Source organism: Moraxella sp. 179-F 1C4 NHS (assembly GCF_045370505.1).
Taxonomy (GTDB): Bacteria; Pseudomonadota; Gammaproteobacteria; order Pseudomonadales; family Moraxellaceae; genus Faucicola; species Faucicola tetraodonis.
The window spans coordinates 1-22,587 of the sequence record NZ_JBIQEC010000024.1 but is presented as its reverse complement, the minus strand read 5'-3'; the positions used below and the strand labels follow the sequence as shown (position 1 = coordinate 22,587).

At 44.9% G+C, this 22,587-nt stretch carries 19 protein-coding genes; 11 read left to right on the top strand and 8 right to left on the bottom strand.

The genetic code is table 11. The features are described 5' to 3' along the window. Positions 1–49: 49 nt before the first annotated feature. From ACH0AB_RS10000 to ACH0AB_RS09980, 5 genes are all read left to right on the top strand, one after another. Positions 50–2,275: an FtsW/RodA/SpoVE family cell cycle protein gene (locus ACH0AB_RS10000; RefSeq protein WP_406878075.1), complete on the top strand. Its 2,226-nt coding sequence runs from the start codon at positions 50–52 to the stop codon at positions 2,273–2,275. 75 nt (positions 2,276–2,350) lie between these two features. Next, entirely contained in the window at positions 2,351–5,377 is a 3,027-nt protein-coding gene (locus ACH0AB_RS09995; RefSeq protein ID WP_406878074.1) for a hypothetical protein, read from the top strand. Positions 5,378–5,402: 25 nt separating this feature from the next. Further along, positions 5,403–6,971: a hypothetical protein gene (locus ACH0AB_RS09990; protein WP_406878073.1), complete on the top strand. Its 1,569-nt coding sequence runs from the start codon at positions 5,403–5,405 to the stop codon at positions 6,969–6,971. A 72-nt stretch (positions 6,972–7,043) separates the two neighbouring features. Beyond that, positions 7,044–7,925: a pseudouridine synthase gene (locus ACH0AB_RS09985; RefSeq protein ID WP_406878072.1), complete on the top strand. Its 882-nt coding sequence runs from the start codon at positions 7,044–7,046 to the stop codon at positions 7,923–7,925. Positions 7,926–7,976: 51 nt separating this feature from the next. Continuing rightward, positions 7,977–9,347 carry an FAD-binding oxidoreductase gene (locus ACH0AB_RS09980; RefSeq protein WP_406878071.1) on the top strand — a complete coding sequence of 457 codons (1,371 nt, stop codon included), beginning with the start codon at positions 7,977–7,979 and terminating at the stop codon, positions 9,345–9,347. A 29-nt stretch (positions 9,348–9,376) separates the two neighbouring features. On the opposite strand, the gene thiE is transcribed toward ACH0AB_RS09980, so the two are convergent. From thiE to ACH0AB_RS09955, 5 genes are all read right to left on the bottom strand, one after another. Next, positions 9,377–10,033 carry a thiamine phosphate synthase gene (gene thiE / locus ACH0AB_RS09975; RefSeq protein WP_406878070.1) on the bottom strand — a complete coding sequence of 219 codons (657 nt, stop codon included), beginning with the start codon at positions 10,031–10,033 and terminating at the stop codon, positions 9,377–9,379. Beyond that, positions 10,023–10,484 carry a GNAT family N-acetyltransferase gene (locus tag ACH0AB_RS09970; RefSeq protein ID WP_406878069.1) on the bottom strand — a complete coding sequence of 154 codons (462 nt, stop codon included), beginning with the start codon at positions 10,482–10,484 and terminating at the stop codon, positions 10,023–10,025. The genes thiE and ACH0AB_RS09970 overlap by 11 nt, the downstream gene beginning before the upstream one ends. A gap of 31 nt (positions 10,485–10,515) precedes the next feature. Beyond that, complete coding sequence (locus ACH0AB_RS09965; RefSeq protein ID WP_159374741.1) at positions 10,516–11,448, bottom strand: lantibiotic ABC transporter permease; 933 nt, start codon at positions 11,446–11,448, stop codon at positions 10,516–10,518. A gap of 256 nt (positions 11,449–11,704) precedes the next feature. Continuing rightward, complete coding sequence (locus ACH0AB_RS09960) at positions 11,705–12,007, bottom strand: polyhydroxyalkanoic acid system family protein (RefSeq protein ID WP_203171910.1); 303 nt, start codon at positions 12,005–12,007, stop codon at positions 11,705–11,707. A gap of 85 nt (positions 12,008–12,092) precedes the next feature. After that, complete coding sequence (locus tag ACH0AB_RS09955) at positions 12,093–12,692, bottom strand: TetR/AcrR family transcriptional regulator (protein WP_095355405.1); 600 nt, start codon at positions 12,690–12,692, stop codon at positions 12,093–12,095. Positions 12,693–12,915: 223 nt separating this feature from the next. Here ACH0AB_RS09955 and ACH0AB_RS09950 point away from each other — a divergent pair, with 223 nt between their 5' ends. From ACH0AB_RS09950 to ACH0AB_RS09930, 5 genes are all read left to right on the top strand, one after another. Continuing rightward, positions 12,916–13,665, top strand: coding sequence for an SDR family NAD(P)-dependent oxidoreductase (locus tag ACH0AB_RS09950; RefSeq protein WP_406878068.1), 750 nt, complete (start codon positions 12,916–12,918; stop codon positions 13,663–13,665). Positions 13,666–13,730: 65 nt separating this feature from the next. Further along, positions 13,731–15,362 (top strand): NAD(P)/FAD-dependent oxidoreductase, encoded by a 1,632-nt coding sequence (locus ACH0AB_RS09945; protein WP_406878067.1) that lies wholly within the window; start codon positions 13,731–13,733, stop codon positions 15,360–15,362. Between the two features lie 6 nt (positions 15,363–15,368). Beyond that, positions 15,369–16,295: a DUF1365 domain-containing protein gene (locus tag ACH0AB_RS09940; RefSeq protein ID WP_406878066.1), complete on the top strand. Its 927-nt coding sequence runs from the start codon at positions 15,369–15,371 to the stop codon at positions 16,293–16,295. A 29-nt stretch (positions 16,296–16,324) separates the two neighbouring features. Next, the gene (locus ACH0AB_RS09935) at positions 16,325–17,809 is read left to right on the top strand and encodes a class I SAM-dependent methyltransferase (RefSeq protein WP_406878065.1); all 1,485 of its coding nucleotides are present in this window, start codon (positions 16,325–16,327) and stop codon (positions 17,807–17,809) included. 58 nt (positions 17,810–17,867) lie between these two features. Further along, positions 17,868–18,284, top strand: a complete 417-nt coding sequence (locus ACH0AB_RS09930; RefSeq protein ID WP_219331289.1) for a DUF2177 family protein — start codon at positions 17,868–17,870, stop codon at positions 18,282–18,284. Between the two features lie 62 nt (positions 18,285–18,346). Here ACH0AB_RS09930 and ACH0AB_RS09925 read toward each other — a convergent pair whose 3' ends face one another. The 3 genes from ACH0AB_RS09925 to ACH0AB_RS09915 form a co-directional block, all read right to left on the bottom strand. After that, complete coding sequence (locus ACH0AB_RS09925; RefSeq protein WP_406878064.1) at positions 18,347–19,078, bottom strand: SDR family NAD(P)-dependent oxidoreductase; 732 nt, start codon at positions 19,076–19,078, stop codon at positions 18,347–18,349. A 3-nt stretch (positions 19,079–19,081) separates the two neighbouring features. Further along, positions 19,082–20,125: an NAD(P)/FAD-dependent oxidoreductase gene (locus ACH0AB_RS09920; RefSeq protein WP_406878063.1), complete on the bottom strand. Its 1,044-nt coding sequence runs from the start codon at positions 20,123–20,125 to the stop codon at positions 19,082–19,084. A gap of 158 nt (positions 20,126–20,283) precedes the next feature. Next, the gene (locus ACH0AB_RS09915; protein WP_144917696.1) at positions 20,284–20,799 is read right to left on the bottom strand and encodes a fasciclin domain-containing protein; all 516 of its coding nucleotides are present in this window, start codon (positions 20,797–20,799) and stop codon (positions 20,284–20,286) included. Positions 20,800–21,072: 273 nt separating this feature from the next. Between ACH0AB_RS09915 and ACH0AB_RS09910 the strand changes: the two genes are divergently transcribed. Then, positions 21,073–22,515: an FAD-dependent oxidoreductase gene (locus ACH0AB_RS09910; protein WP_406878062.1), complete on the top strand. Its 1,443-nt coding sequence runs from the start codon at positions 21,073–21,075 to the stop codon at positions 22,513–22,515. The last annotated feature ends 72 nt before the right edge of the window (positions 22,516–22,587 follow it).

The following is a 22,587-nucleotide window of genomic DNA, read 5'->3' as shown; positions in this document are numbered from 1 at the left end:
TTTTTAAACAGGGATAGCAATAAAAAAGTTAATCAATTTGGAAAACCCCATGCTAAACATAGTGAGTCGTACAAAAGCCAGCAAAAAACCCAACGCTAAAGCGCAAACGTTGAGCGAAATCATGATTTTAGCGGTGGTATGGCTCCTGTTAATTGGCGCATTTTTACTGGCAGATTATGCCCATTCGCCCAAACTGCAGCGTTATCAACTCGAACTCACCAGCTATACTGAAGGCATCGCCAAACCACAACTGCTCAGCAAATATTGTGGCGACAACGTTATTACTAATCTGTATGACAACCGTAATGACCCCAATTATGGCATGACTCAAGCCTGTGCCCAAGCCAGTCAGCCCACACAATTAATGAGTGAGGCAAAGCAACATTTTGTTAAAACCCAACAAGCTTTAGCGGCCGCATGGCAAGCCCAAGGCAAACAGCAACGCCAAACTGAGCTGGTTGAAAATGAAACGGAAGTGAATTTGGGTGGCGATAAACTCAGCAATCGCCAAGATTGGCTACACCTTAATGCTAGCGGGCAACTCGATAGTTTAGACAACTTAATGGCGGTAAAAACCGATAAATTATCCCCTGCCGACCAAGCTAATTTTGCGGTGTCATTGCTTGCGGTTGCCGATGGTAATCGACGTTTTGCCTACAATCGCCTGTTTAGCAATCAGCCCGCCATTGCCAAACTGTTAAATCAATCGGCAAACGATGTCGCCAGTATCTATGACGCCAATAACAACCAACAAAAAGCCCTGCAAGCGAACAATTTACTGCCGTTAATTGGCACGCCCACGCATTTGGGAATGCTCACTCAGGTGTGTATTTGGTCGTGGGTGACGTGGGGGTTACTGTGGCTGTCGCGGCGTAAGCACTGGCTAGAAGTGTTGCCGATAGCCATCACCGTGTGGGGACTGGTTATTGCGGGTGTTAGCCATACGGTGATTCTGCCGATGATGGTGGGGGGCGTGCTGTTTTGCGTCGGCGTGCTACTGAGTGTATTGACGATTTTTTCGCCCATGCGTCGGTTGATGGAAAAATTCCCCGACAACCGTGCCATGCTGTCATCTGCGTGGATTTATCCGTTGTTTGTAGGCTTTGCCACCTTTGGCTTGATGATTTTATTTGATTTAAGCACCCGTAGTTATTTGTCACTGCGTTATATTTTTCTCAATCATTTCAAAGATTTGTTTTGGTGTTTTGTGTTTATTAGCCTGGCTCGCCCGATTAGCAGTTTGGTTAGTTGGGGGCTTAAAACCCTCGTTGCCAATAACTTACTACACAGCAGTTGGGGCAATGTCAAATCGGCGATGACTAAAGCCCGTGTGTGGCTGCTTGCCTTTGCGGTGGGTTATTTGGGCTTGGCAGTGTTGATTCACAGTGACAGTGCGAAAGTCGCTGAACTGTCAAAGATTTGGCTGATGGTGTTCTTGGGCGTGTTTTTGGCGATTAACCAACGCGGCTTGATTAATCATCTGTTTTTCCGCTCCAAAAAAATGACCCTGCTGCTTGCTTTCGCGGTGGTGTTGCCGTTTATTGCACTGGGTATTGCCAATGAAAAAGGCACCATGTTGGTATTTTTGTTTTTGTTTACCTTTTTGGTGGGCGTGGCGCTATCCAACAAAATTTTCCAAATGGGCGGTCGGGGTTATATTTTGGGCGTGTTGTCGAGTACCGCGATTTTGCTTTTGCTGATGATGGTATTGGTGAATTTAAGCGGGTTTGATGCGCGTACTGCCGAGCGGGTCAATGCGTGGGTCAATCCGTTTGTGGCGAGCAACGATCAGATGGCGATTTTGCATTGGTTTCGCGATAGTGTGCCGATGATTGGCTATGGATTTGGCGATATTCCGTGGTGCGGGTATCATTTATCGGGCTGTCAAGGCGTACCGCTACAGATGCAAAGTGACTATACCATCACTTCGGTGATGGCAGTGGTGGGTATCGGGGCCAGTGTGGGGCTGATGATGGTGTATTTTGCTTGGCTTGCGCTCATTGCCCGTCAGCAGATGGCGTTTGCCAGTGAGCAGATGAAATCACGGCTGTTATCGGGCGGTTATTTTTTGCTGGCGTGGGTGATTTTGCTGTGGGTAGTGATTACGGTGTTTCAGGCACTTGTCACCATTTCGGGGAATTTAGGAATTTTGCCGCTCACGGGGGTGACGTTGCCTTTTTTAAGTTATGGCACCAGTAATTTATGGCTCAATAGTATTATGCTCAGTTTGGCGCTGTTTCAGCCGAAGTTGATTTTGGACGGCAATAAACCGTAAACCGTATGCTCAATAACTTATCCAATCGTAGAGACGTCAAATTTTAGTAAGGCTTGCAGAAATTAAAGGTTCAAAATGACCGAAAACCAAACCCCGAAAGACGAAAACAGTCAAGAAACTATGAACAGTGGCAAGTTAGAAACTGTCCAAAACATAGATTCTAACATCTTACCACAAGATAATAATGTCATTGATTCAACCACAGAGGTTGAAGAAACAGCCACGCCTGCCAATGCCTCCGACAATACGCAAGCAACTGAAACAAAAAATACTAACAAAAAAATCAAAAACGACGGTAAAGTTGCCAGTTTTCGGGTTTCTCAAGCGCTTTACAAAACCATTTTGACCAACTTACAAGTGATTCTGGTGGTGTTTGTTGTCGGTCTTATCGGCTGGCTGGCGTGGTATCTCTCGCCCTTAACCGCCTCAAATACCACGTACAATGCAGAGGCGAATGAAAACGCCGTGTCACTTGTCGTCGATAATCTGGGTATGGCGGATGTGGTCAACCAAGCCAACAGCCAAAATACTAATACCCAAAGTGCAAACGCTAATCTATCAAGTTCGGTCAACGCCACGCCTGCCAAAACGTGCAATTTAACTCAGCCCAAAAACCAAGCCCGTTTTACCGACAGTATCAACCGAGTTAATCAAAGTCTGTTGAGCTTGTATCAGCAAAAACGTCTGGCCAACCAATACCAATTGCAAACTGCCAGCCTTTGGCAACAAGCCTGTGAGCAACATATCAACGAAGACGCGTTAGCCTTTGCGCTAAGAACGCTTGCCAGCCCTGAGCGATTGTTGCAGCTACAATGGCGAGAACAACAGCCCAATCGCCGCAACCAAAACGACCCCAATGTCGCCCATATGCCAATCAATTGGCTCACCCAAACCAACCCTTGGTATGGGCTACCGGGCTGTGTGTATATCAAAACCGCCAAAACGGCGGACAATCAAACAGGCTACCTGTATGTCGATAATCGTGGCAATACCATGACTGACACAGGTGACGTTGATCCATTAACCCAACTTTGTAATAACCCTAGATTGATTCCGGTGTCGGTCAAATCCTTGTTGGCTAAATCATTGACAGGGTCGGTGACTTTACCAAATGCACCATCATCTGACCCAAATAATGCGTTTACTAAAACCAAAAACGATATTCAAAACCAAGCCAATGGCGTGCTGCAAACCCTACAAGACAAACCCACGCAAGACCCGAAAAAACGGATTGCCTCCACCAGCAAAACTGAGGTTGCTTTACCGACCAATCTAGGGTTGATGTATAGCGAATTGTCCAACATTCACGCCAGCCATTTTGACCGTCAGTTATTGGACGCTTATCAAAGCTACCAACAAAAAAATGATCAACGCAGCTGGTGGCAAAAACTCACGGCACCGCCAATCAATAGTATCAATATCGATGGCTCGGATATCAAAATCGGCTACAACATGGCGTTAACCCTGGATCCCGCTGTACAGACCACCGCCCAGCAAGTAGCGGATTGTGTCACCAATAGCCCCAATGGCGCGGACTGTAATAGCGTGCTGTCGCCTGCGTTGCAAAACGTCGCCAATGGCATGTATGAGAGCGCCTTGGTACGCAGTATCGGTATCGCGGTGATTGATGTCAAAACCCAAGGTGTGCTTGCCCTTGCTAGCGCTGACTCCAACTGCTACCGTGCCGATAATGGCGATACCACGATTAAGCCCACAGGTTGCCCGATACTGTGGAAAAAAGACTGGAGCAAGCAAAACCTCATGAACCATGCGTTATACCAAACCGTATACCCAGGTTCGACCGTTAAAACCGTACAAGCATTGGCACTGGTAAGCGCTAATCCACGGTTTAAAAATATGCAAACCCCTGAAGCGCAATATCTCAAACAAGTGATGGCAAGCTCATCCACCGAAAAAGTGGCGAATTTTTTATATTGTTACCGCACGACCAGTGCGATGTCATTGCAACGTGACCGACAAGGCGTTTGCCCAGGTATGCCCGCCTTTAAAAAAGCCAGTGATGACATGGGCTGGAGTGTAAATTGTGCCGATAAAGGGGGAGTGAATTGCGGATTTAAAGATTTATTGTTTGGTAAAGCCTACAATAGCGACCCGATGCTACAAAGCCGCTATTTTTCAGGTGTACTGCTCACCGATGGCAAGCAAGATTACACCACCAAACAATTACAATTTACCGAAAGCCAAGTGGCAAGCTGTGTCAAAGCCAATGGCGGACGTATGAATGGGGCGTGTCGTCAAGGGGGCGATATGCTCAATGCCAGCATGAACCAAGTGTTTGGCGCAGGTAATGCCAAAACCTCGGTACTGGGTGTGTCGGATATGTTTGCCAATCTGCTGATTGCCGATAATGGCGCGACCCAGCGTCGCGGCGTGCATTTGATTGAGGATTTGTGGGGCGTTAATCAAATTCCGCTGCGTCCTAAAGCCTGGCGAGGCGATGCCCAAAGTCAAGAAACATTGACCACAGCTACCAGCCAACTCGGCGCCATGCCACTGGGTATCAACCAATCGGACGCCCGTGGTGCGCTCAATTTATTATCAGGTACGCTGCTAGCAGGCACAGGTTTGGGCGGCGGCAACGGCACAGCTTTTGCTGCCTGTAACCAAGCGATTGGTAGCTGTGCATGGACACAGGGCGTGATAGTGGGCAAAACAGGCACGCCCGGCTTTAACTATCCAACCCGCCAAAACGGTCGCAGCTTTTATACCCCCAATGTCACCGCCAGTATGGTGGCAAATCTGTGTAACAATGCGGACATTCGCGCAGGCAAAACTCAGCCATCGGTGGCGTGTTATGCTCGTCCGTATAAATGGTTTGTCTATGGGCTAAAAGACAAAAATGGCAAATGGGATAAAGCGGTAGCGGTATTGGTTGAACGTAACTGGACTAAAAATGGCTTGGTCGATGACCCTCGCGATGGCATTAACCGAGCGGTACAGGCAGGCATGGTGTTAGCCAAACAGATGTATCAAAGCTCAGCGATTAGCCGTCCTGCAAACGCCAACCCACGGGCTGATTCAGTGGCTAGTCCAGTAACTGATGCTACGCAAGCGGTTAAAAAAACACAAACCCATCAATAAAAAATTTCACCATTAAGAGTAAATTATGGCTTACATCACCACCAATCACCGTTTTATCATTGACGACAAACACCCAAGCGATGTGTTTGATGAAATGGAAAATTTCTTTAGCCTCTACACCACCGCCATTGATGACTTACAACGTGTGAGTGTTCAGCTCTCCGTGCCGACAAGTTTTGATATCACTGCCAATAAGAAAATGGCAGAAAGCTACCGACAATTTACCCAATCGCTCAAATACACCATGCCTGATATTCATATTTTGCCGATTAAAACCCATGCCGCCCAAACAGCGGATGACGACGACACAGCCAGCGAAGCAGATAATTCGGTCATTTTGCTGATTCAACGGCTTGATGGCTATGCGCTAGATGACGAAGACGAAAAACCCAGTCTGTATCCCAGTCTATATAGAAGCCTGTTAGGGCGACTGATACCACGATTTGCTGAAGAAAAATCTGCTACAGGACACTACCCTGAGCGCACACAAATAACTTTGCCAGAACCCATTCAGCCACCCGTGCCTTCATCGGCGATGCCACAACAACCGATTGTGCAACCGAGACCACAGCCTGTACCGCCCGCGCAATCACCCATACAACCTTCAGCACCTGCAGTTGCGCCGATGCAGCCGCCGCTGGTGAATACTGAGGCTATGCCATCTGTATCCTCTAAGCCACAACCTCCAAGGGTGCAACCACCGGTTCAAACGCCAACACCTGTGTCCAAGCCGATGGTAACTGTGTTGCCAAACATCCAAAAATCCGCCAAGCCGTACCAAGATTTATTGACCGATGCGATTATGGCAGCGGCGAAACAATTGGTGGATAAATCCCAAGTCATTACTCAAATCACATTGAAATCCAATGATGGACTGACAACCGCGATGGTGGAGCAGTTATTTAGCAGTTTTAATCATGCCCATGAATCCACCCATACCCAGCATGATGCCATTGATTTGGTATCTTACGGTTATGAAGTATTAAAACCTAAGCTTGCCACAATTGGGGTAACCTTGTCCGGCGAAGCGCAATTTGGATTAAAAGCCAAAGTGCAAGCCACGCCAACTGATATCGCACGTTTGCAAAAAGGTGAGGTGTTTAGCAATGAGATTAAACTGGGTGTTAAATTCATGACTCAGACTCAGACTCAGAATCAGCCACAGCCAAACTCAAATCATCATATCCCAGCAAGCCCGCCGGCTTTTAGTGCTGCTAGTACTGCGCCACGCCAAGCGCAAAGCAAACTGCCGCAGTTGAACCAAAATCCACAGCAGATTGTTTTGACCATAAAATCTGTGGATGGGCTAGGGGAGCGCCAACAAAAAGTACGCGAGTTTCCGATTTTGTTTGCCAGTCGCGAGTCGCAAATCGCGCATGCCTTACGTCTATTTGCCGCCAATGACCTAAAGCCTGCCAGTGGCGTGTATTTTGCGATTGTCGAATCCCAAGGACAGCTGCTGATTGATGAGATCGATCCCAACATCAGCATTACCCGAAACGGTCAACCCATCAACCGACATGATGTTTTGCTGCCCAATGATGTGCTAAGCATTAATCATGCGATAACTGTGCAGCTGTTGTTAACCCATTAAATGGGCGTAAAGTAAAACAGCATCGATAAAGTGGTTTTTTAAGATGATAGATTTAACATGATAGAGCATGGCATGAAACCCAGTAAGTTATATTTACCCCATGATAAGTCGTTTATGGGTGGGCGGCTTATCGATTATTTGGCGGCGCATTTTTCTCATATTAGTTTGGCAAACTGGCAACGACGATTTGACAGCGGTTTAATTAGCCTTGAGCGTGGTGAGCCGCTCAAACACGATTCGCCCTATTTGGCAGGGCAAACCATCTTGTACTATAGGCAGGTTGAAAATGAGCCTATCATTCCATTTGAGCCCAATATTCTTCATTTGGATGAACATTTACTGGTGGTCGATAAACCGCATTTTTTACCCGTTACACCGTCAGGTCACTATGTCAGCCAAACCCTACTAGCCAAATTAAGAAATCATCCAGACTTACAGCAGTTAGCCGTGAATGATATTTCACCCTTGCATCGGTTGGACAAGGACACGGCAGGCGTGATGTTATTATCGGTTAATCCAAGTAGCCGCGCTTATTATCATGCGCTGTTTGCCGATAGACAAATACACAAAACTTACCACGCCATAGCACCGACTCGCAGCGATTTAAGTTATCCCTTTCACATCCATTCCAGACTTGAGCGTGGCGAGCCGTTTTTTTTGACCAAGACCGCCCAAGGTGAGCCAAATGCGCATACCACAATTGAATTGATTGAAAATAATGGGGCGTTTAGCTTATACCGATTAACCCCGGTGACGGGTAAAAAACACCAATTGCGAGTGCATATGGCAAGCTTAGGTATGCCGCTGTTAAATGACAATTTTTATCCCACTGTCAAGCCTAAAGGTACAACCGATTTTGCAAAACCGTTAAAATTGTTGGCAAAATCCATCGCGTTTATTGACCCATTGACTAACGAATTAAGGGATTTTAATAGTAATTTGAGTCTAAATTAATCCAAAAAACAAATGGACTAGAGATAAAACTAAGTAAGGTAAGTTATGCAAATGAATGATTTTTCACAGGCGATTAATGTGCTACAAGCACGTTTTGGCAATCAATTATCGACCAATTTAACCACTCGTGAACAGCACGCCCACACTATGAGCTGGCTACCCAATGAGCCTGCCGATGCTGTTTTGACCGCTCACAACAAACACGACGTCGCCGATACCGTCAAAATTTGCAACGAGTATAAAATGCCTGTGATTGCCTTTGGTGTTGGTTCATCAGTAGAAGGCCAGCTTAATGCCCCTCATGGCGGATTGTGCATTGATATGTCTGCGATGACCGAGATTTTGCAGCTCAATGAAGCGGATTTGACCGCCACCGTACAGGCTGGCGTGACTCGTGAACAGCTCAATCATCATTTGCGGATGACTGGGCTATTTTTTCCCATCGACCCTGGGGCGAATGCCACGCTTGGCGGTATGGTCGCCACTCGGGCGTCTGGCACGAATGCGGTGCGTTACGGTACGATGAAAGATGTCGTGCTGTCGCTTGAAGTCGTCATGCCAAACGGTGAAATCATCCACACAGGCACACGCGCCAAAAAATCATCGGCAGGCTATGATTTGACACGGCTGATTATCGGCTCGGAAGGCACGCTTGGTATTGTGACCGAGATTACGGTGAAACTGTTTGGCGTGCCAGAATGCACAGGCTCTGGGATTTGCCATTTCCCAAGCATTGACTTGGCGTGTCAAACAGTGATGACAATCATTCAATACGGCTTGCCAGTGGCTCGCATTGAGCTACTCGATGCGGTGCAGATCAAGGCATGTAATGCGTATTCCCAATTAACCTTAAAAGAAATGCCAACCTTGTTTGTCGAATTTCATGGCACAGAAAATGGCGTAAAAGAACAAGCCGAATTGTTTGCAAGTATCATTGCTGAGTATCAAGGGCAAGACTTTGCGTGGGATACTGCCGAAGATAAACGTAAACAACTTTGGACGGCTCGCCACAATGCCTATCACGCCAGCCGAGCATTACGCCCAGAATGTGCCAGTTTATCGACCGATGCGTGCGTGCCAATCTCGCGCCTTGCTGAATGCGTCACCGAAACGGTCAAAGACATCGAAAGCACAGGGATGCTTGCCCCGATTGTCGGCCATGTGGGCGATGGCAATTTTCATGTGCTGCTGCTCATCAATATGAAAGAAGAAAATGAAGTGAAAACCGCTGAAGGCATTTTACATCGCCTAGCCGAGCGAGCGATTGACATGGATGGAACTTGTACAGGTGAGCATGGGATTGGGCAGGGCAAACGTAAATATATGGATAAAGAACATGGCAATGCAATTTATTTTATGAAAGCGATTAAAAACGCCATTGACCCAAACAATATCATGAATCCTGGTAAAATTTGGCATTAATTATTGATTTCGTTATTATCTAATCATAATTATTTAATCATATTTTTGAGCTGTTCACTGGCAAGTTTGACATCTTTTTGCCCCAAAATTGCAGAAACGACTGCCACGCCGTCAATCACATCACCTATGGACGTGTCGGCAGCTTGCAGCGCTTGTTGTAAGGCGGGCAGGGTGGTGTGATTGATACCACCAATGGCGACAATTGGAATCGTTACCGCTTGTCGTATTTGCGTTAAGCTCGCTATGGTAACTGTTTGTGCATCTTGTTTGGTGGATGTGGCAAACATCGCGCCAACGCCCAAATAATCTGCGCCGTCTGCTTGCGCTTGGATGGCTTGCTGGGCAGTGCGCGCGGAAACCCCAATGATTTTATCTTTACCTAAAATTTGCCGAACCACGCCACAAGGCAAATCACTTTGACCGATATGCACCCCATCTGCCTCAACTGCTAGGGCGATATCGACGCGGTCATTAATCAGTAATGGCACGTTATAGTGGTGGCAAATCGCTTTGATACGCAGCGCGCGCTCATAGAACTCTTTGCTAGCAATCGCTTTTTCTCGAAGCTGCACCAATGTCACGCCGCCCAATATCGCTTGTTCAACGGCTTGTTCAAGCGTTTGCTGTTGCAGGCAATTGCGATCTGTGACCAAATACAGCCGATAATCAGCACGGTTATGCATCATGTTTGACTTCCAATATCATATTGACATGCTCAATGCCGTCTTCAAGGTAACAGTCACCTTGTATACAAAAGCCGAGCGCTTGATAAAAGTGTATCAGATAAGTTTGAGCAGCGATAAAAATCGGCTGGCTAGGGTAGTATTGCTGGCAAATTTCAATGGCTTTTTGCATCAAATCACGCCCATAATGGTGACCGCGAAAATCGCCAACCGTTAACACGCGACCAATCGCGACATAACCCAAATAATGATAATCAGCTGGGATAATCCGCGCATAACACACCAGATTATTATTAATAAAACCCTGTAAATGCCAACACACCAAGTCGGTATCATCAATGTCTGGATAGGCGCAGCGTTGCTCTACAACAAATACCTCACAGCGCGCCTTAAAAATGCCAAACAAGGCTTGTGATGATAATTGTGGCAGTAGATTGAGTTGAAAAGTTAGCATACGAATAAATCAAACGGATTGAACATCAGCATTATTTTAGACTGGCTTGGCTGTCGATAGTATGCCATTTGACCATCTTTTTACCCAATAACGGCAAGCAAAACGAAGGCAATTGGTACGCGCCAATCAGCGGTAAAAACATTGCACCCATAAACGGCGTGGTGATGGTATACGCCAATAACACATTGCGACCACCGCAAGCCAGCGCAGAGATAATGGCGTTTTCATAGCCAAAGCGGCGGTATAAAAAATAAGCAGAAAAGTAAAATACTAACGACAAGGCAGTGCCCAAACCAAATAAGCTTAACGCCTGCATGGGATTGGTGTCAAAAGTATGTCTAAAGCCCGACATCAATCCAAGCGGAAACATCATGAGTAGAATAATGTTAAACTTGGCAATTTTTGGATAATAAGTATTGAGCGTATCACGGGGAATATATTGCCGTGCTGCGACCGCCAAAATCATGGGAGCGATAATGTAAATTAATAACCGCTTAATATACAGGACAAAGTCTAAATGGGCGTCCTTGCTGCCAAGTAACCACAATATCACTAGTAAGCTCACCGGCATGACCAACGTGGCTGTGATGGTTTTTGCCATGGCTAGCAGTGCATCAAAACCAACTGCATTCACAATAGCGCCCGTACCAAATAGCGGTGCGGTGGCTGACAGACCCGCGATAGCCAACAACAAATCACCACGGACACCCAGTAAATAAGCAATCAAGGTAATCGCCAAGCTCATCAGCGCACTTTGGAATATAGCAAACCCCCAAACATATTGCGTCGTCATGCGCCTAATCAGCTGGGTTTGGTCAATGCCCAACAAGGTAAAAAACATCAAGAAAAATAAAATCTGCGGCAGAAGCCCAAGGACAAAATGCGACAAGTCAGGAAATATAAATCCAATCACACCAAACAATGGCATAAAAATCGTACTGTGACGGGCAATAAATCCAATCATGATAAATCCTTGGAGATTTTAATGATAAACAAACAAACGATAAATAAATAATTGAGTGAGCATACTACTCATTATTGATTGATAAATGCAAATGGTTTTGCTGCTAATTATCATTTCATCATTAAATTAATCACAGTGCACTGTGCCATACATCTCGTTTTTGACGCCGATAGCTTTTATTTCGCATAATGTATATTATGTTAAATAAAATAATTTAAACTAAACGCTAACTGCCACTCAAACCTCACCATGTCTGCTAACGGTCTTTTACAGCTTGCAATGCGTTATCAAGATTTTGATTCACCGTCTTTTCTATCAGCGGCAAAAAACTTTTGAATAAAAACCCAAGCTTTGCTTGCATATCAAATACCTTATCATCTACTGTTAACGTACCTGTCACACCGGCACGAGAAAAGTTGACGCGTATTTGCTCATCACTGCGCAGTACATCGCAATGCATTTTATAGTCTTTTTCTGCTGAGACAATCCAGTCTTCGGTTATTCCAAAGGCTTGGGCTTTACTGATGCCATGCTCACGATGAATCACAAAATTACTCATACTTTTCTACTTTTTTCTACACTGTCTTGGGTTTTTAGCTGTCTGTTTTTAGCTGTCTATTTTTAGTGGTCTGCGTTAGCTTAATCTAGGTTAGCCCTTCAAAACACGTGCGGGTCACGATAGCGATAATCTCATCATCGTCATACAGCTGCGACGAGCGTAAAAAACCCAGTACAGGGTCACAAGCTCTGGCATATAAGGTATATAAAATTGCCAGTCCTGGTATGTTGCTTTGCAACTTGCCCTCTGCTTGCGCTTGCTCAATCCATTCACCGATGCTATCTGACAACATGACCAAGTTGTTGGTGTAATCATCATTGGCAATTAGCAGCTCGCGCAGCTGGGAGTTTTCACTCGGCAGATTCGGCATTTTTTGCGCTAGTTTTAGTCGCATCGCCCACTGTGTCAGCGCTTTAAGCTTATCGATGGCGGTTTGGTCGGTCGCGTTTAGCTGATTGATGACCTCAAGCGCTTTGTGCATGATATCAACCAGCGCCGCCATGCCTAGCGCTTCTTTACTGGGAAAATGTCGATACAATGACGCCTTGGCAATGCCCACCGTATCAGCAATCTCATCGACGGTCATCGCGTCATAGCCTTTGGTGGCTAACAAATGGTTGACTGTTTCAATAATCAGCGACTCACGCTCTAGCATCATTCGCTGTTTAAACGTTAACTTTTTCATCACAAGTTTCTAATGTTTTTCAGGTTTCTAATATTTATGAGGTTAAAAATTAGCTAATATTATACTACAAATGTTTTTATGATACTTATTATTTGATTATATACCAATAATTATATTTTTATACTAAATAGTATAAAACCTATTGCTAACTATCCGCTACTCTTTTATAGTATGCGGTAAGTCGTTTTCAAAATTTTGTATTGAGTTGTTATATTGAGTCGCTATGATGTCAACCCCCAATCCCTCAAAGCCTTTATCCATCGTCATCACAGGTGCAACCTCAGGCATCGGTTTACAGTTGGCGATGGATTATCTAAGCCAAGGGCATGATGTGTATACGGTGGGGCGAAACAGCGATGTTTTGCACACGTTGGCAACGATGGGAGCAAAAACGATTCAGCTTGACTTAACCGAGTATGATGCCGTGATGCAAGCTTTTAGCGACATTAAAACGCTAGATTTATTCATCGCGGCGGCGGGTGTTTGCGAATATATCGACATGCCAAACTTTGATTCGCGGTCTATCATGAGGGTGATGAACGCAAATTATGGCTCGTTAGTGCATGCCATCGAAGCGCTACTACCCGCCCTGAAAGCAACTAAAGGTAAAATTGTCACCGTCGGCTCTGCTTCTGCTTTGGTGCCCTTTGTGCGTGCAGAGGGGTATGGTAGCTCAAAAGCGGCAATCCATTATCTGAGCAAAACCTTGCAAATGAGCCTGCAACCTTATGGTGTCAAAGTGGCTTTGGTAGTACCGGGCTTTGTCAAAACGCCGATGACGCTACAGAACGACTTTCCAATGCCTTTTTTGCAAACCGTACAGCAAGCCAGCCAAGCCATTCAACAAGGCATTGCCAATGATGATAATGTCATTGAATTTCCGCAGACATTGGTACAGCCCTTAAAGCTGTTGGCGCAGTTACCTGATGGCGTATGGCATTTTGTAGGCTCAAAACTTTCTCATACAACTTAATCATTTGACTTGTTAATCATTTGACTTGTTAATCATTTGACTTGGCTTTAAAGGTATATCCGCACATGGCAGTGTTTACAAAAAAATCCCCGAACTCTACTCACAAAGTCCCCAATCCTACTAAGCCAAATATTGCCATTATTGGCAGTGGGGTATCAGGGCTAACATGTGCGTATTATCTCAAGGACAGTCATGCAGTGACGGTATTTGAAAGCAATGATTATCTAGGCGGGCATGTCAATACGCTGGATGTCACTGTTACCGAGCGCTCACTTTTTGACAATCCTTTTTTTAACAACCCGTTTAGACCATCAACGGAAAAAGTCGCCATCGATACAGGGTTTATTGTATTTAATGAGCGTACTTACCCCAATTTTATTCGCCTGCTTGATGAACTCAATGTGCCATTTCAAAAAGCTGAGATGAGTTTTTCGGTTAAAAATACTTATATTAATTTTGAATACAATGGTCACACGTTAAACAGTCTGTTTTCTCAGCGCCGCCATATGCTAAGCCCCCGATTTTGGCAATTTGTTCAGCAGATTTTACGCTTTAATCGCGAGACCAAATCACTATTAGCAAATTTTCGCCAAGCCGATAAAATGCAGCAAGCAGCTTTAAGTCAGCAAACACTCGGGGATTATTTAGACAGTCATGACTATGGCGAGTTGTTTAAAACCAACTACTTGGTGCCGATGGTGTCTGCGATATGGTCGATGGGAATGGATGATGCCAAGCGTTTTCCCCTACTCTTTTTTGCCCAGTTTTTTGATAATCATGGTCTGCTAGATGTGGTCAATCGCCCACAGTGGTTTACCTTGGTGGGCGGCTCGAAGCAATACGTCAATGCCTTAATTACTCGGCTTGCTGAAGCAGGTACAACCCTGTATATCAATACCCCAGTGCAATCGGTCACGCGTGGCAAGGATGGCGTTAGCATTGAATTTATTCATCAAGGTAAGCGTCAAGCCCAAGTGTTTGATGACGTGGTATTTGCTTGCCATGCCGATGTAGCAAAACGTCTACTAGCCGATATCACTGAGACAGAATCGGCTATTTTAGGGGCTTTTGACTATACAGATAACGAAGCGGTTTTGCATACTGACACCCAAGTTCTACCCAAAAAATCGCTGGCTTGGGCAAGTTGGAATTACGCGATAGATAAACCCACCGCGCGCGTGGCTGACCAAAAACCTATATTGACGTATCACATGAATATCCTTGAGCGATTGAGCGCAAAACATAACTATTTGGTGACGCTTAATACGCCGATTAATGAGGCGCATGTCATTAAACAGGTGGATTATCGCCACCCTGTATATGACAACAAAATGACCGATGCCCAAAAACGCTGGCATGAAATTTCAGCGAAGCGGCATACCCATTTTTGTGGTGCTTATTGGTTTAATGGGTTTCATGAAGATGGGGTAAAAAGTGGCTTGCGGGTATGCCAAAGTTTGGGGGTGGATATCGACATTTTGCTTACTACCAATACCACCGCTGCCACAACCGCTGCACAAATCAAACGGCTGTCTAAGCCCAGCAAACCGTCGGCAAAATTTACCGTATCAAAGTTACCAAGCCACGCTGACAAAAAACTCTTGGTGGTGCAACGACGGCAAGTAACCGCCACGACCAACCATGCGTTTTGCCAAAACCTAGCGCATGATGGTTTGTGCAACACCCCTCAAAGGTAAATCATCATGACATTTGCCCATCAAATCCTGCAAGGTATGACTTGGCATGCCAGACAAATCCCTACCCGTCATGAATTTCATTACCCCTATCGGTTTTGGGCAGTCAATTTAACCCAGCTAGCGGACAATCCATTACCTAATGTAAATATGAGCGCCAGTCATGTGCCAACATGGTTGCCCAAATGGCTGAAAAAATCGCTGCAACAATCATTGACTCTCCCTCTGCTATCGCAGCACCATTGGGCGCTTTATCAATTCCATCAAGAAGATTATTTTGCTATCAATCGATTAGACCCCTCTTTAGATAACCGCCTAACCGCTTCGTTAGGACAACCTGCGCCATCGGCTAGTTTATTGGTCAAAGCCCAACAAACTTGGCAGCAATTGACTGGCAGTCAGCCGACTGGCGAGGTGGTGGCTTTGGTCGTGTTACGTAATATGGGTTGGTATTTTAGCCCTGTCAATTTTTATATTGGCTTTGATGAGAACCACCAGCCAAGCCATTTTTTGGCAGAAGTCTCTAACACCCCTTGGAACAAACGCCATTACTATGGTTTTTTACTCGCAGGTGAAAAGACCTTGTACCAACATGACAAAGGTTTTCATGTATCGCCTTTTAATCCCATCAATCAGCAATATCATTGGCGTGTTGAGATTCACCCTAAACGCTATGCATCGGCAAATGACAATCCCGAGCAAAATGGCTTTGATGTTGTGATTGATATTGGACTGACAGATAGCCGCGGAAAAGTGTTCAATGCAGGCGTGAGTCTAACAGGCGTTCAATTGGACGAGGCTTCGGTGATAACGGCAATTAAGCGCCGACCCTGGATGAGTGCCACATCGCTACTGCGAATTTACTGGCAGGCTTTTAAATTATACGTGCTAAAACGTGTGCCTTATCAAGCTTATAACCAACGTTTACCCCAATAGTTAACTGAAATTTTTTATGGGAATTGACTATGACACCGTCTTCTTTAGAGGCTAAAGACGCTGCAACCTCTCACCCGTCAAATCACCTATCAAAAGGTAAGGAGACCTCGGTTAAACGCCGTCAATCCGATTTAGCCAAGCGGCGCTCGTTTACGGACTATCTACCCTACCCAATTGTTGACCATCTGCTCACGCCTGTTCAACAAAGTGCGGCAAAAGCGGCACGGCAAATAATATTTTTATTGCTATCAAAGCTCAAACAGGGTCATCTAACCGTGATTGAAACCTTTAGTCAGTCTGACAATGTAGCAACTAAGGTGGCGACTAAGGTAGCGACTCATAAAACCTTCGGTGTTAGCGTGATGAATACTGAGCCTGTAACACAGTCGCCAGTGAGCGATACACAACGAACGCTAGGGGAACAAATTGGCAATCATCCTTTGGCAGTGACACTTACCATCCATTCACCGCAGGTGTATCAACACCTATTAACAGGCGGTTCGATTGCTTTTGCTGATGATTATATTGATGGTTTGTGGCAAGCTGATGATTTAACAGCATTTTTACGTTTGATTGCCCGCAATTTGACCCTCATCAATACCATCGAAGCCAAATTTGCCAATTTGACCAAACGCTGGGAACACCGCCAACACCGCAATCGGCATAATGATAAAAATAACGCTAAATCCAATATTTTAGCCCATTATGATATTGGCAATGCGATGTATGCATTATTTTTGGATGAGCGCATGATGTATTCATCGGCAATTTATCCGACACCCTCATCAACTTTGGCGGCCGCACAAACCCACAAGTTGGCAAAAATTTGTGAATTAGCTGAGTTAACAGCTGACGATCATGTTATTGAAATCGGCACGGGCTGGGGTGGGTTTGCTATTTATGCCGCGACCAAATATGGCTGCCGCGTCACCACCACAACTATCTCAGACGCGCAGTATGAAGAAGCGAAAAGCCGCATTGCCGCTGCCAATCTAACCGACAAAATCACCCTGCTAAAACAAGATTATCGTGAGCTTACCGGCAAGTATGACAAGCTGGTCAGTATTGAGATGATTGAAGCGGTCGGTCATGAATATCTGCCAGATTTTTTTGCCCAATGTAATCGACTGCTCAAAGATAATGGGCTGATGGTATTACAAGCGATTACCTTTAATGATCGGGGGTATCAAAAATATTTGCACGCTGTGGATTTTATCCAAACCCATGTTTTCCCAGGCGGGTGTTTATTGTCTAACAGTGAAATTCTCAGCCAAGCGCGTGACCATACCGATATGCAAGTAACGTCATTGGTTGATTATGGCTATGACTATGCCCGTACCTTGATTGATTGGCGTTATAATTTTATTCAGGCGCTACCGCAGCTCAAGGCACTTGGCTATGACGATGCGTTTATGCGTTTGTGGCATTTTTATTTTGCGTACTGTGAAGCAGGATTTTTGGAAAAAACCATTGGCGTGGTGCAAGTACGCCTTGAAAAAGCCCAGTACCGTTAACCTAATTTGCGCGGCAAAGGGTTCATGATAATTAATAACAGGACACAAGGATTTAGCAATGGCACCATTAAACTATCTGTGGGTATATCTGATCGCCGTCATGGTGTTTTTGGGTATTGATGCCGTATGGCTTAAAACCATGACCCAACGCTTTTATGCCCCCCGCATTGGACATCTGCTCAGTGAATCACCCAATATGACCGCAGCAGGCGTGTTTTATCTATTTTATGTTTTTGCGCTTTGTGTGGTGGTTATCTACCCACAGCTAAAAGCTCACGCATCATTGGCAGTATTGGCAGGATATGGTGTGGTCATCGGGCTGATGGCATATGGAACGTATGATTTTACAAGCTTAGCATTACTTAAAGGTTATGATAAAACTGCGGCACTGGTTGATTTTATTTGGGGGGGCTTTGTCACAGGATTAACTTGCGTGATTGTGGGCGTCATCTACAAAAACTGGTTGATGGATTAGCCTTAAGCCAGGTACGCAACTACAGCCCTAATACAAGTCTAATGTACAATTTTAAGGCAGACTTAAGGCAAAATTTCTTTGCCATCCCAAGCCCAAATTTTGCCCGAGTCTTTAGGCGTGAGCTGATGCAAAACCTTAAGTAAACTTTGCGCTGAGAATACTGGGGTAAATAATTTACCTTCTGCCACATTTTTTTGAAATGGTTTGGATAACTCACTGTCTACCGTGCCGGGGTGCAAAGCAACAATAATCGCGTTGGGGTTTTTTCGTTGCAGTTCGATGCTTAAGTTTTTAATGCCCATATGTAAACTTGCTTTTGCCATCCGGTAGCCATACCACCCGCCCAAGCGATTATCCGAAATACTCCCTACCCGTGCCGACAATACGGCAAATAGTGATTGCGAGGATTTGTTTAAGGCGGGCAAGGCGTATTTGGCAATCATCATCGGTAATACCGCATTGACATGGAAATATTGATGCAGCTGATCGGCTGTGATATCACGCAGCGATTTTTCAGGCGCGATGAGTTGAGCCTCGAGTTTAGAGTCATGTAATAACCCAATCGTCACAATAACACTGTCCAACGCTTGGGTGCTACTTATCGCTTTGATAAGCGCGGCGATAGCCAGCTCATCATCAAAATCAATCTGATGAGGGACGATATGAGGGTGGCTAAATGCCGGGGGTTTTCTGGCAATGGCATGAATGGTGGCATTTGGATAGGCGATAGCTAAACAATTACAAAATGCCTTTCCAATCGCGCCAGAAGCACCAAATATGGCAATATTTTGCATACGCTACTCGCTTTTTAGTAATTTAATTATCGCTTTTGCCAGTTTTTGACCACTTAAGTAAGCAGACTCGACATCACCCTTAAGTAGCCAGTCCCCACAGACACCGATGTTTTGCTCGCTATCTAGTAGATAGCCTAACTGGTGGTCACCTGATTGGGGGTTAACCTCTTCGCCTGTGGCATAGCGCCAATGGTGTATGTCTTTGTGTGCTGCAGTCGATAAATCGATACCCAATATTTGACTCGCCGCTTGTGTCAAATGGCTGATGCAGGCAGTTTTATCTTGCTCAATATGTCTATTCGTCCATGCTGGGGTACTATGAACCACAAGGCTATAACCGCCTTTGCGATGGGGTTTTGCACTATTGACGATAATTTTATCGATATCCTCACTCTCGATTTTGGCATACTCATAGTCTAAAGCCAGTGGCGTATCAAATCCCAGCATCAGCACACTACAAGGCATAAGCGCATATTTATTCAACACTTTGGTATGTAGCGATGTTTGAGCAAAGCTTTTTGCTTGTTCTACAGGCATTGCCGAAATAATCCAATCAAACTGACCCAATGTCTCACCCTTGTCACTTAACAACTCCCAACTATTAAAAATCGGATGATGGTCAATGATTGAGGCTACTCTGGTATTGCGCTGCACAGTTAAGCCACTGGCGAGATGTTTACCAATGGCATTCATGGCGGGTATGCCCACATAGTAGTCAGAATAACAGTCAGACACTCTGGGCACGGAGTGTGGTTTGGTAGATACAGTAGATACAAAGGAATTATCGGGGGTAGCTTGGTCAACTGCCCATACTGCAATCACCCCTTCAGTGAGTAATTGATTGACAAAACCTTGAAAATCGTCGTCACTGGCAGTAAACGCGGCAACACCATGATCAAAATAAAATGGTTCGGCACGGCGCGTTGCTAGTCGTCCACCGATGCCACGGGATTTTTCAAAAATCACTACGTCGTGCCCTGCTTGTTGCAACGCTTTACCACAAGTTAACCCTGCCAATCCTGCACCGATAATGGCAATCCGTTTCATAGTTGTACCCGCTCTATAACGATTTTTGAAAGTTAAAAAAATAGCGATGACTCGTATCACCGCTATGCCATCAGACCAATAAATTGTTGGCTACTATTACTAAAGATAACTATGCATAAAGACAACAATTTATCGGTGATAACTTTATCTATGATAACTTATCTTTTTGGCAAAATGACACGGTCAATCACATGTACTACACCATTGCTCGCTTTGATATCTGTGGTGACAATGTTGGCAACACGTCCATTGGCGTCTTGTAATTTACCAGTTGAAGTCACCATGACGTTTTGACCTTGTAAGGTTTTAACCATACCTGGCTTGACATCTTTTGCCATTACTGTGGCTGGCAACACATGATAAGTTAACACAGATTGCAGTAACGGTTTGTTCGCAAACAATTGCGCTTTGGTCATACCGAGCTCAGCAAGTAGATTAGCAAACGCAGCGTTGGTCGGCGCAAATACGGTGATGTTTTTAGTAGTCGCGACGGTGTCGGCTAAACCTGCGGCTACCACCGCTTCAACTAATATTGAAAAATCTGGATTTGATTTTGCCACATCAACAATGTTAGCTGCGTGCATCGGTGCATGAGCGGTATGGGTTGGCGTCGTTGCACAACCGGCTAATAACGTGGTAGAAATCGCCGCTGCTAAGAAGGCTTGTTTTAACATACTTATTTTCCTTATTTAATTATGATTGTTAGATAAAATACAGGTCAGCTTTTTAAGCTAAATTAACTTTAACTGATAATATTGGAATTTTCAATATATTTTTATACTAAAAAGTATAAAAAATACTACTTATTTTAATATATACCATTAGGTAAAATTAATTAACAACAAAAGCGACAATTACTGCATAAATGTCACAGTAACTAGATTATTTTCCGCTACAATTTATTTTTTCTTATTTTTTCACTTTGGGCAACGCATAAGGGCAAAATTATGTACGTTAATTCAAGTACGCAATCACCGACCGTAGCAGTGATTGGCGGTGGTTCAGCAGGTTCTACGATTGCTATACGGCTGGCGATGGCGGGCATTCATGTGCATTTGATTGAAAAAAATGCCAGCCTTATCAACGCTCCACCCATGTGTCATCTGCATGCAGGTGGCAATTTGTACCGCGAAATCAGTGATGAAGATTGCCGCATGTTGATGCGCCAATGTATTGATATTGCCAAGTTATATCCAGAGAGTATTGATGTGCGCCCCACCCTCATCACGGTGCCAAAACGCGATAACAATACCGCCACTGACTTATTGCCACGGCTAGATATGTTGACGGCTTACTATCAATCATTGGTTGATGCTGACCCTAGCAACCAAGTGTTGGGCAAAGTTCAAGATTATTACCGAGTATACGACAAGCAGCAAATTCAACAGCTAATTCAATTAGAAGCTAAAGATATTCCGAGCACCACGGATGAGTGGGTTGTGGCAGCTCTTAAAGTAATGGATTTGGAAAAACTGCAATATCCCATCATTGCGGTGCAAGAATTTGGCTGGAATATTTTTAGACTCTCTGCCAGTGCTTTTTTACAATTGCAGCGCTTACAGCGCGCTCAGGTACATCTAAATGCCCAAGTTGATGATTTAAAACGTCACATGGATGGCTGGCAAGTGTCATTTACCGATGAAAATGGCGAGCTGCAGCATATCTATGCCGATTTTGTGGTCAATGCTTGCGGGTTTAGAACCGGTATTATTGATGACAAAGCAGGCGTGCATATCAAACGCATGGTTGAATTTAAAGCTTCTTATATCAGTGAATGGCGTGATTATAAGGGGCGTTTGCCTGAGATTATTTTTCATGGTGAGCGTGGCACGCCCAATGGCATGGCGCAGTTCACCCCTTATCCTGACGGGTTTTTTCAGTTGCATGGCATGACCGAAAACATCACCTTATTTAATGATGGTTTGACCAAAGCCACACCAGAAAGCAGCCAACCGCCCATTAATTCACAATATCTAAATTATATTGAAAACGGCTGGGAACCCAATTCACTAAAACAACGCACCCAAAACGCCATAGATTATGTCAGTGAATTTGTGCCAAGTTTTCGAACTGCACAAGCGGGAGATAATGCGCTATATGGTGGGCAGCAAGTACCGAGTGATGATATTACCGTGCGCGTCGCAGATTTACAGGTGTTTGCCAAGCTGCGTTATGCGGTGGCAGAAAATGTGAAAGCCAATTCTACCCTAGATGTGGCGGATAAAGTCATGGATGCGCTAGTTGACGCTAATTTGATAGAGAAATCTGCTTGCAAGCGTCCTAACTGGCACAAAATTGATGTCAATGAGGTCAACATAGTCGCACGCGATATTGCCAAAGCCCGACATTACCCGCTACCGATGGCAAAGGTCAATCAGCGGTTAATATAGTAAAAGAAATTAAAAACTACCACAAATCCACATAAAGTAGAAGAATAGCTTATCGATATCATCAAGTCGCCA

What these genes read in the sequence shown, in the direction of transcription:
- ACH0AB_RS09960 (WP_203171910.1), bottom strand. Translation starts at nt 12,007, where the DNA reads ATGAGTAATTTTGTGATTCATCGTGAGCATGGCATCAGTAAAGCCCAA.
- ACH0AB_RS09935 (WP_406878065.1), top strand. Translation starts at nt 16,325, where the DNA reads ATGACACCGTCTTCTTTAGAGGCTAAAGACGCTGCAACCTCTCACCCG.
- ACH0AB_RS09980 (WP_406878071.1), top strand. Translation starts at nt 7,977, where the DNA reads ATGAATGATTTTTCACAGGCGATTAATGTGCTACAAGCACGTTTTGGC.
- ACH0AB_RS09965 (WP_159374741.1), bottom strand. Translation starts at nt 11,448, where the DNA reads ATGATTGGATTTATTGCCCGTCACAGTACGATTTTTATGCCATTGTTT.
- ACH0AB_RS09950 (WP_406878068.1), top strand. Translation starts at nt 12,916, where the DNA reads ATGATGTCAACCCCCAATCCCTCAAAGCCTTTATCCATCGTCATCACA.
- ACH0AB_RS09955 (WP_095355405.1), bottom strand. Translation starts at nt 12,692, where the DNA reads ATGAAAAAGTTAACGTTTAAACAGCGAATGATGCTAGAGCGTGAGTCG.
- ACH0AB_RS10000 (WP_406878075.1), top strand. Translation starts at nt 50, where the DNA reads ATGCTAAACATAGTGAGTCGTACAAAAGCCAGCAAAAAACCCAACGCT.
- ACH0AB_RS09930 (WP_219331289.1), top strand. Translation starts at nt 17,868, where the DNA reads ATGGCACCATTAAACTATCTGTGGGTATATCTGATCGCCGTCATGGTG.
- ACH0AB_RS09925 (WP_406878064.1), bottom strand. Translation starts at nt 19,078, where the DNA reads ATGCAAAATATTGCCATATTTGGTGCTTCTGGCGCGATTGGAAAGGCA.
- ACH0AB_RS09990 (WP_406878073.1), top strand. Translation starts at nt 5,403, where the DNA reads ATGGCTTACATCACCACCAATCACCGTTTTATCATTGACGACAAACAC.
- ACH0AB_RS09995 (WP_406878074.1), top strand. Translation starts at nt 2,351, where the DNA reads ATGACCGAAAACCAAACCCCGAAAGACGAAAACAGTCAAGAAACTATG.
- ACH0AB_RS09945 (WP_406878067.1), top strand. Translation starts at nt 13,731, where the DNA reads ATGGCAGTGTTTACAAAAAAATCCCCGAACTCTACTCACAAAGTCCCC.
- ACH0AB_RS09920 (WP_406878063.1), bottom strand. Translation starts at nt 20,125, where the DNA reads ATGAAACGGATTGCCATTATCGGTGCAGGATTGGCAGGGTTAACTTGT.
- thiE (WP_406878070.1), bottom strand. Translation starts at nt 10,033, where the DNA reads ATGATGCATAACCGTGCTGATTATCGGCTGTATTTGGTCACAGATCGC.
- ACH0AB_RS09915 (WP_144917696.1), bottom strand. Translation starts at nt 20,799, where the DNA reads ATGTTAAAACAAGCCTTCTTAGCAGCGGCGATTTCTACCACGTTATTA.
- ACH0AB_RS09910 (WP_406878062.1), top strand. Translation starts at nt 21,073, where the DNA reads ATGTACGTTAATTCAAGTACGCAATCACCGACCGTAGCAGTGATTGGC.
- ACH0AB_RS09940 (WP_406878066.1), top strand. Translation starts at nt 15,369, where the DNA reads ATGACATTTGCCCATCAAATCCTGCAAGGTATGACTTGGCATGCCAGA.
- ACH0AB_RS09985 (WP_406878072.1), top strand. Translation starts at nt 7,044, where the DNA reads ATGAAACCCAGTAAGTTATATTTACCCCATGATAAGTCGTTTATGGGT.
- ACH0AB_RS09970 (WP_406878069.1), bottom strand. Translation starts at nt 10,484, where the DNA reads ATGCTAACTTTTCAACTCAATCTACTGCCACAATTATCATCACAAGCC.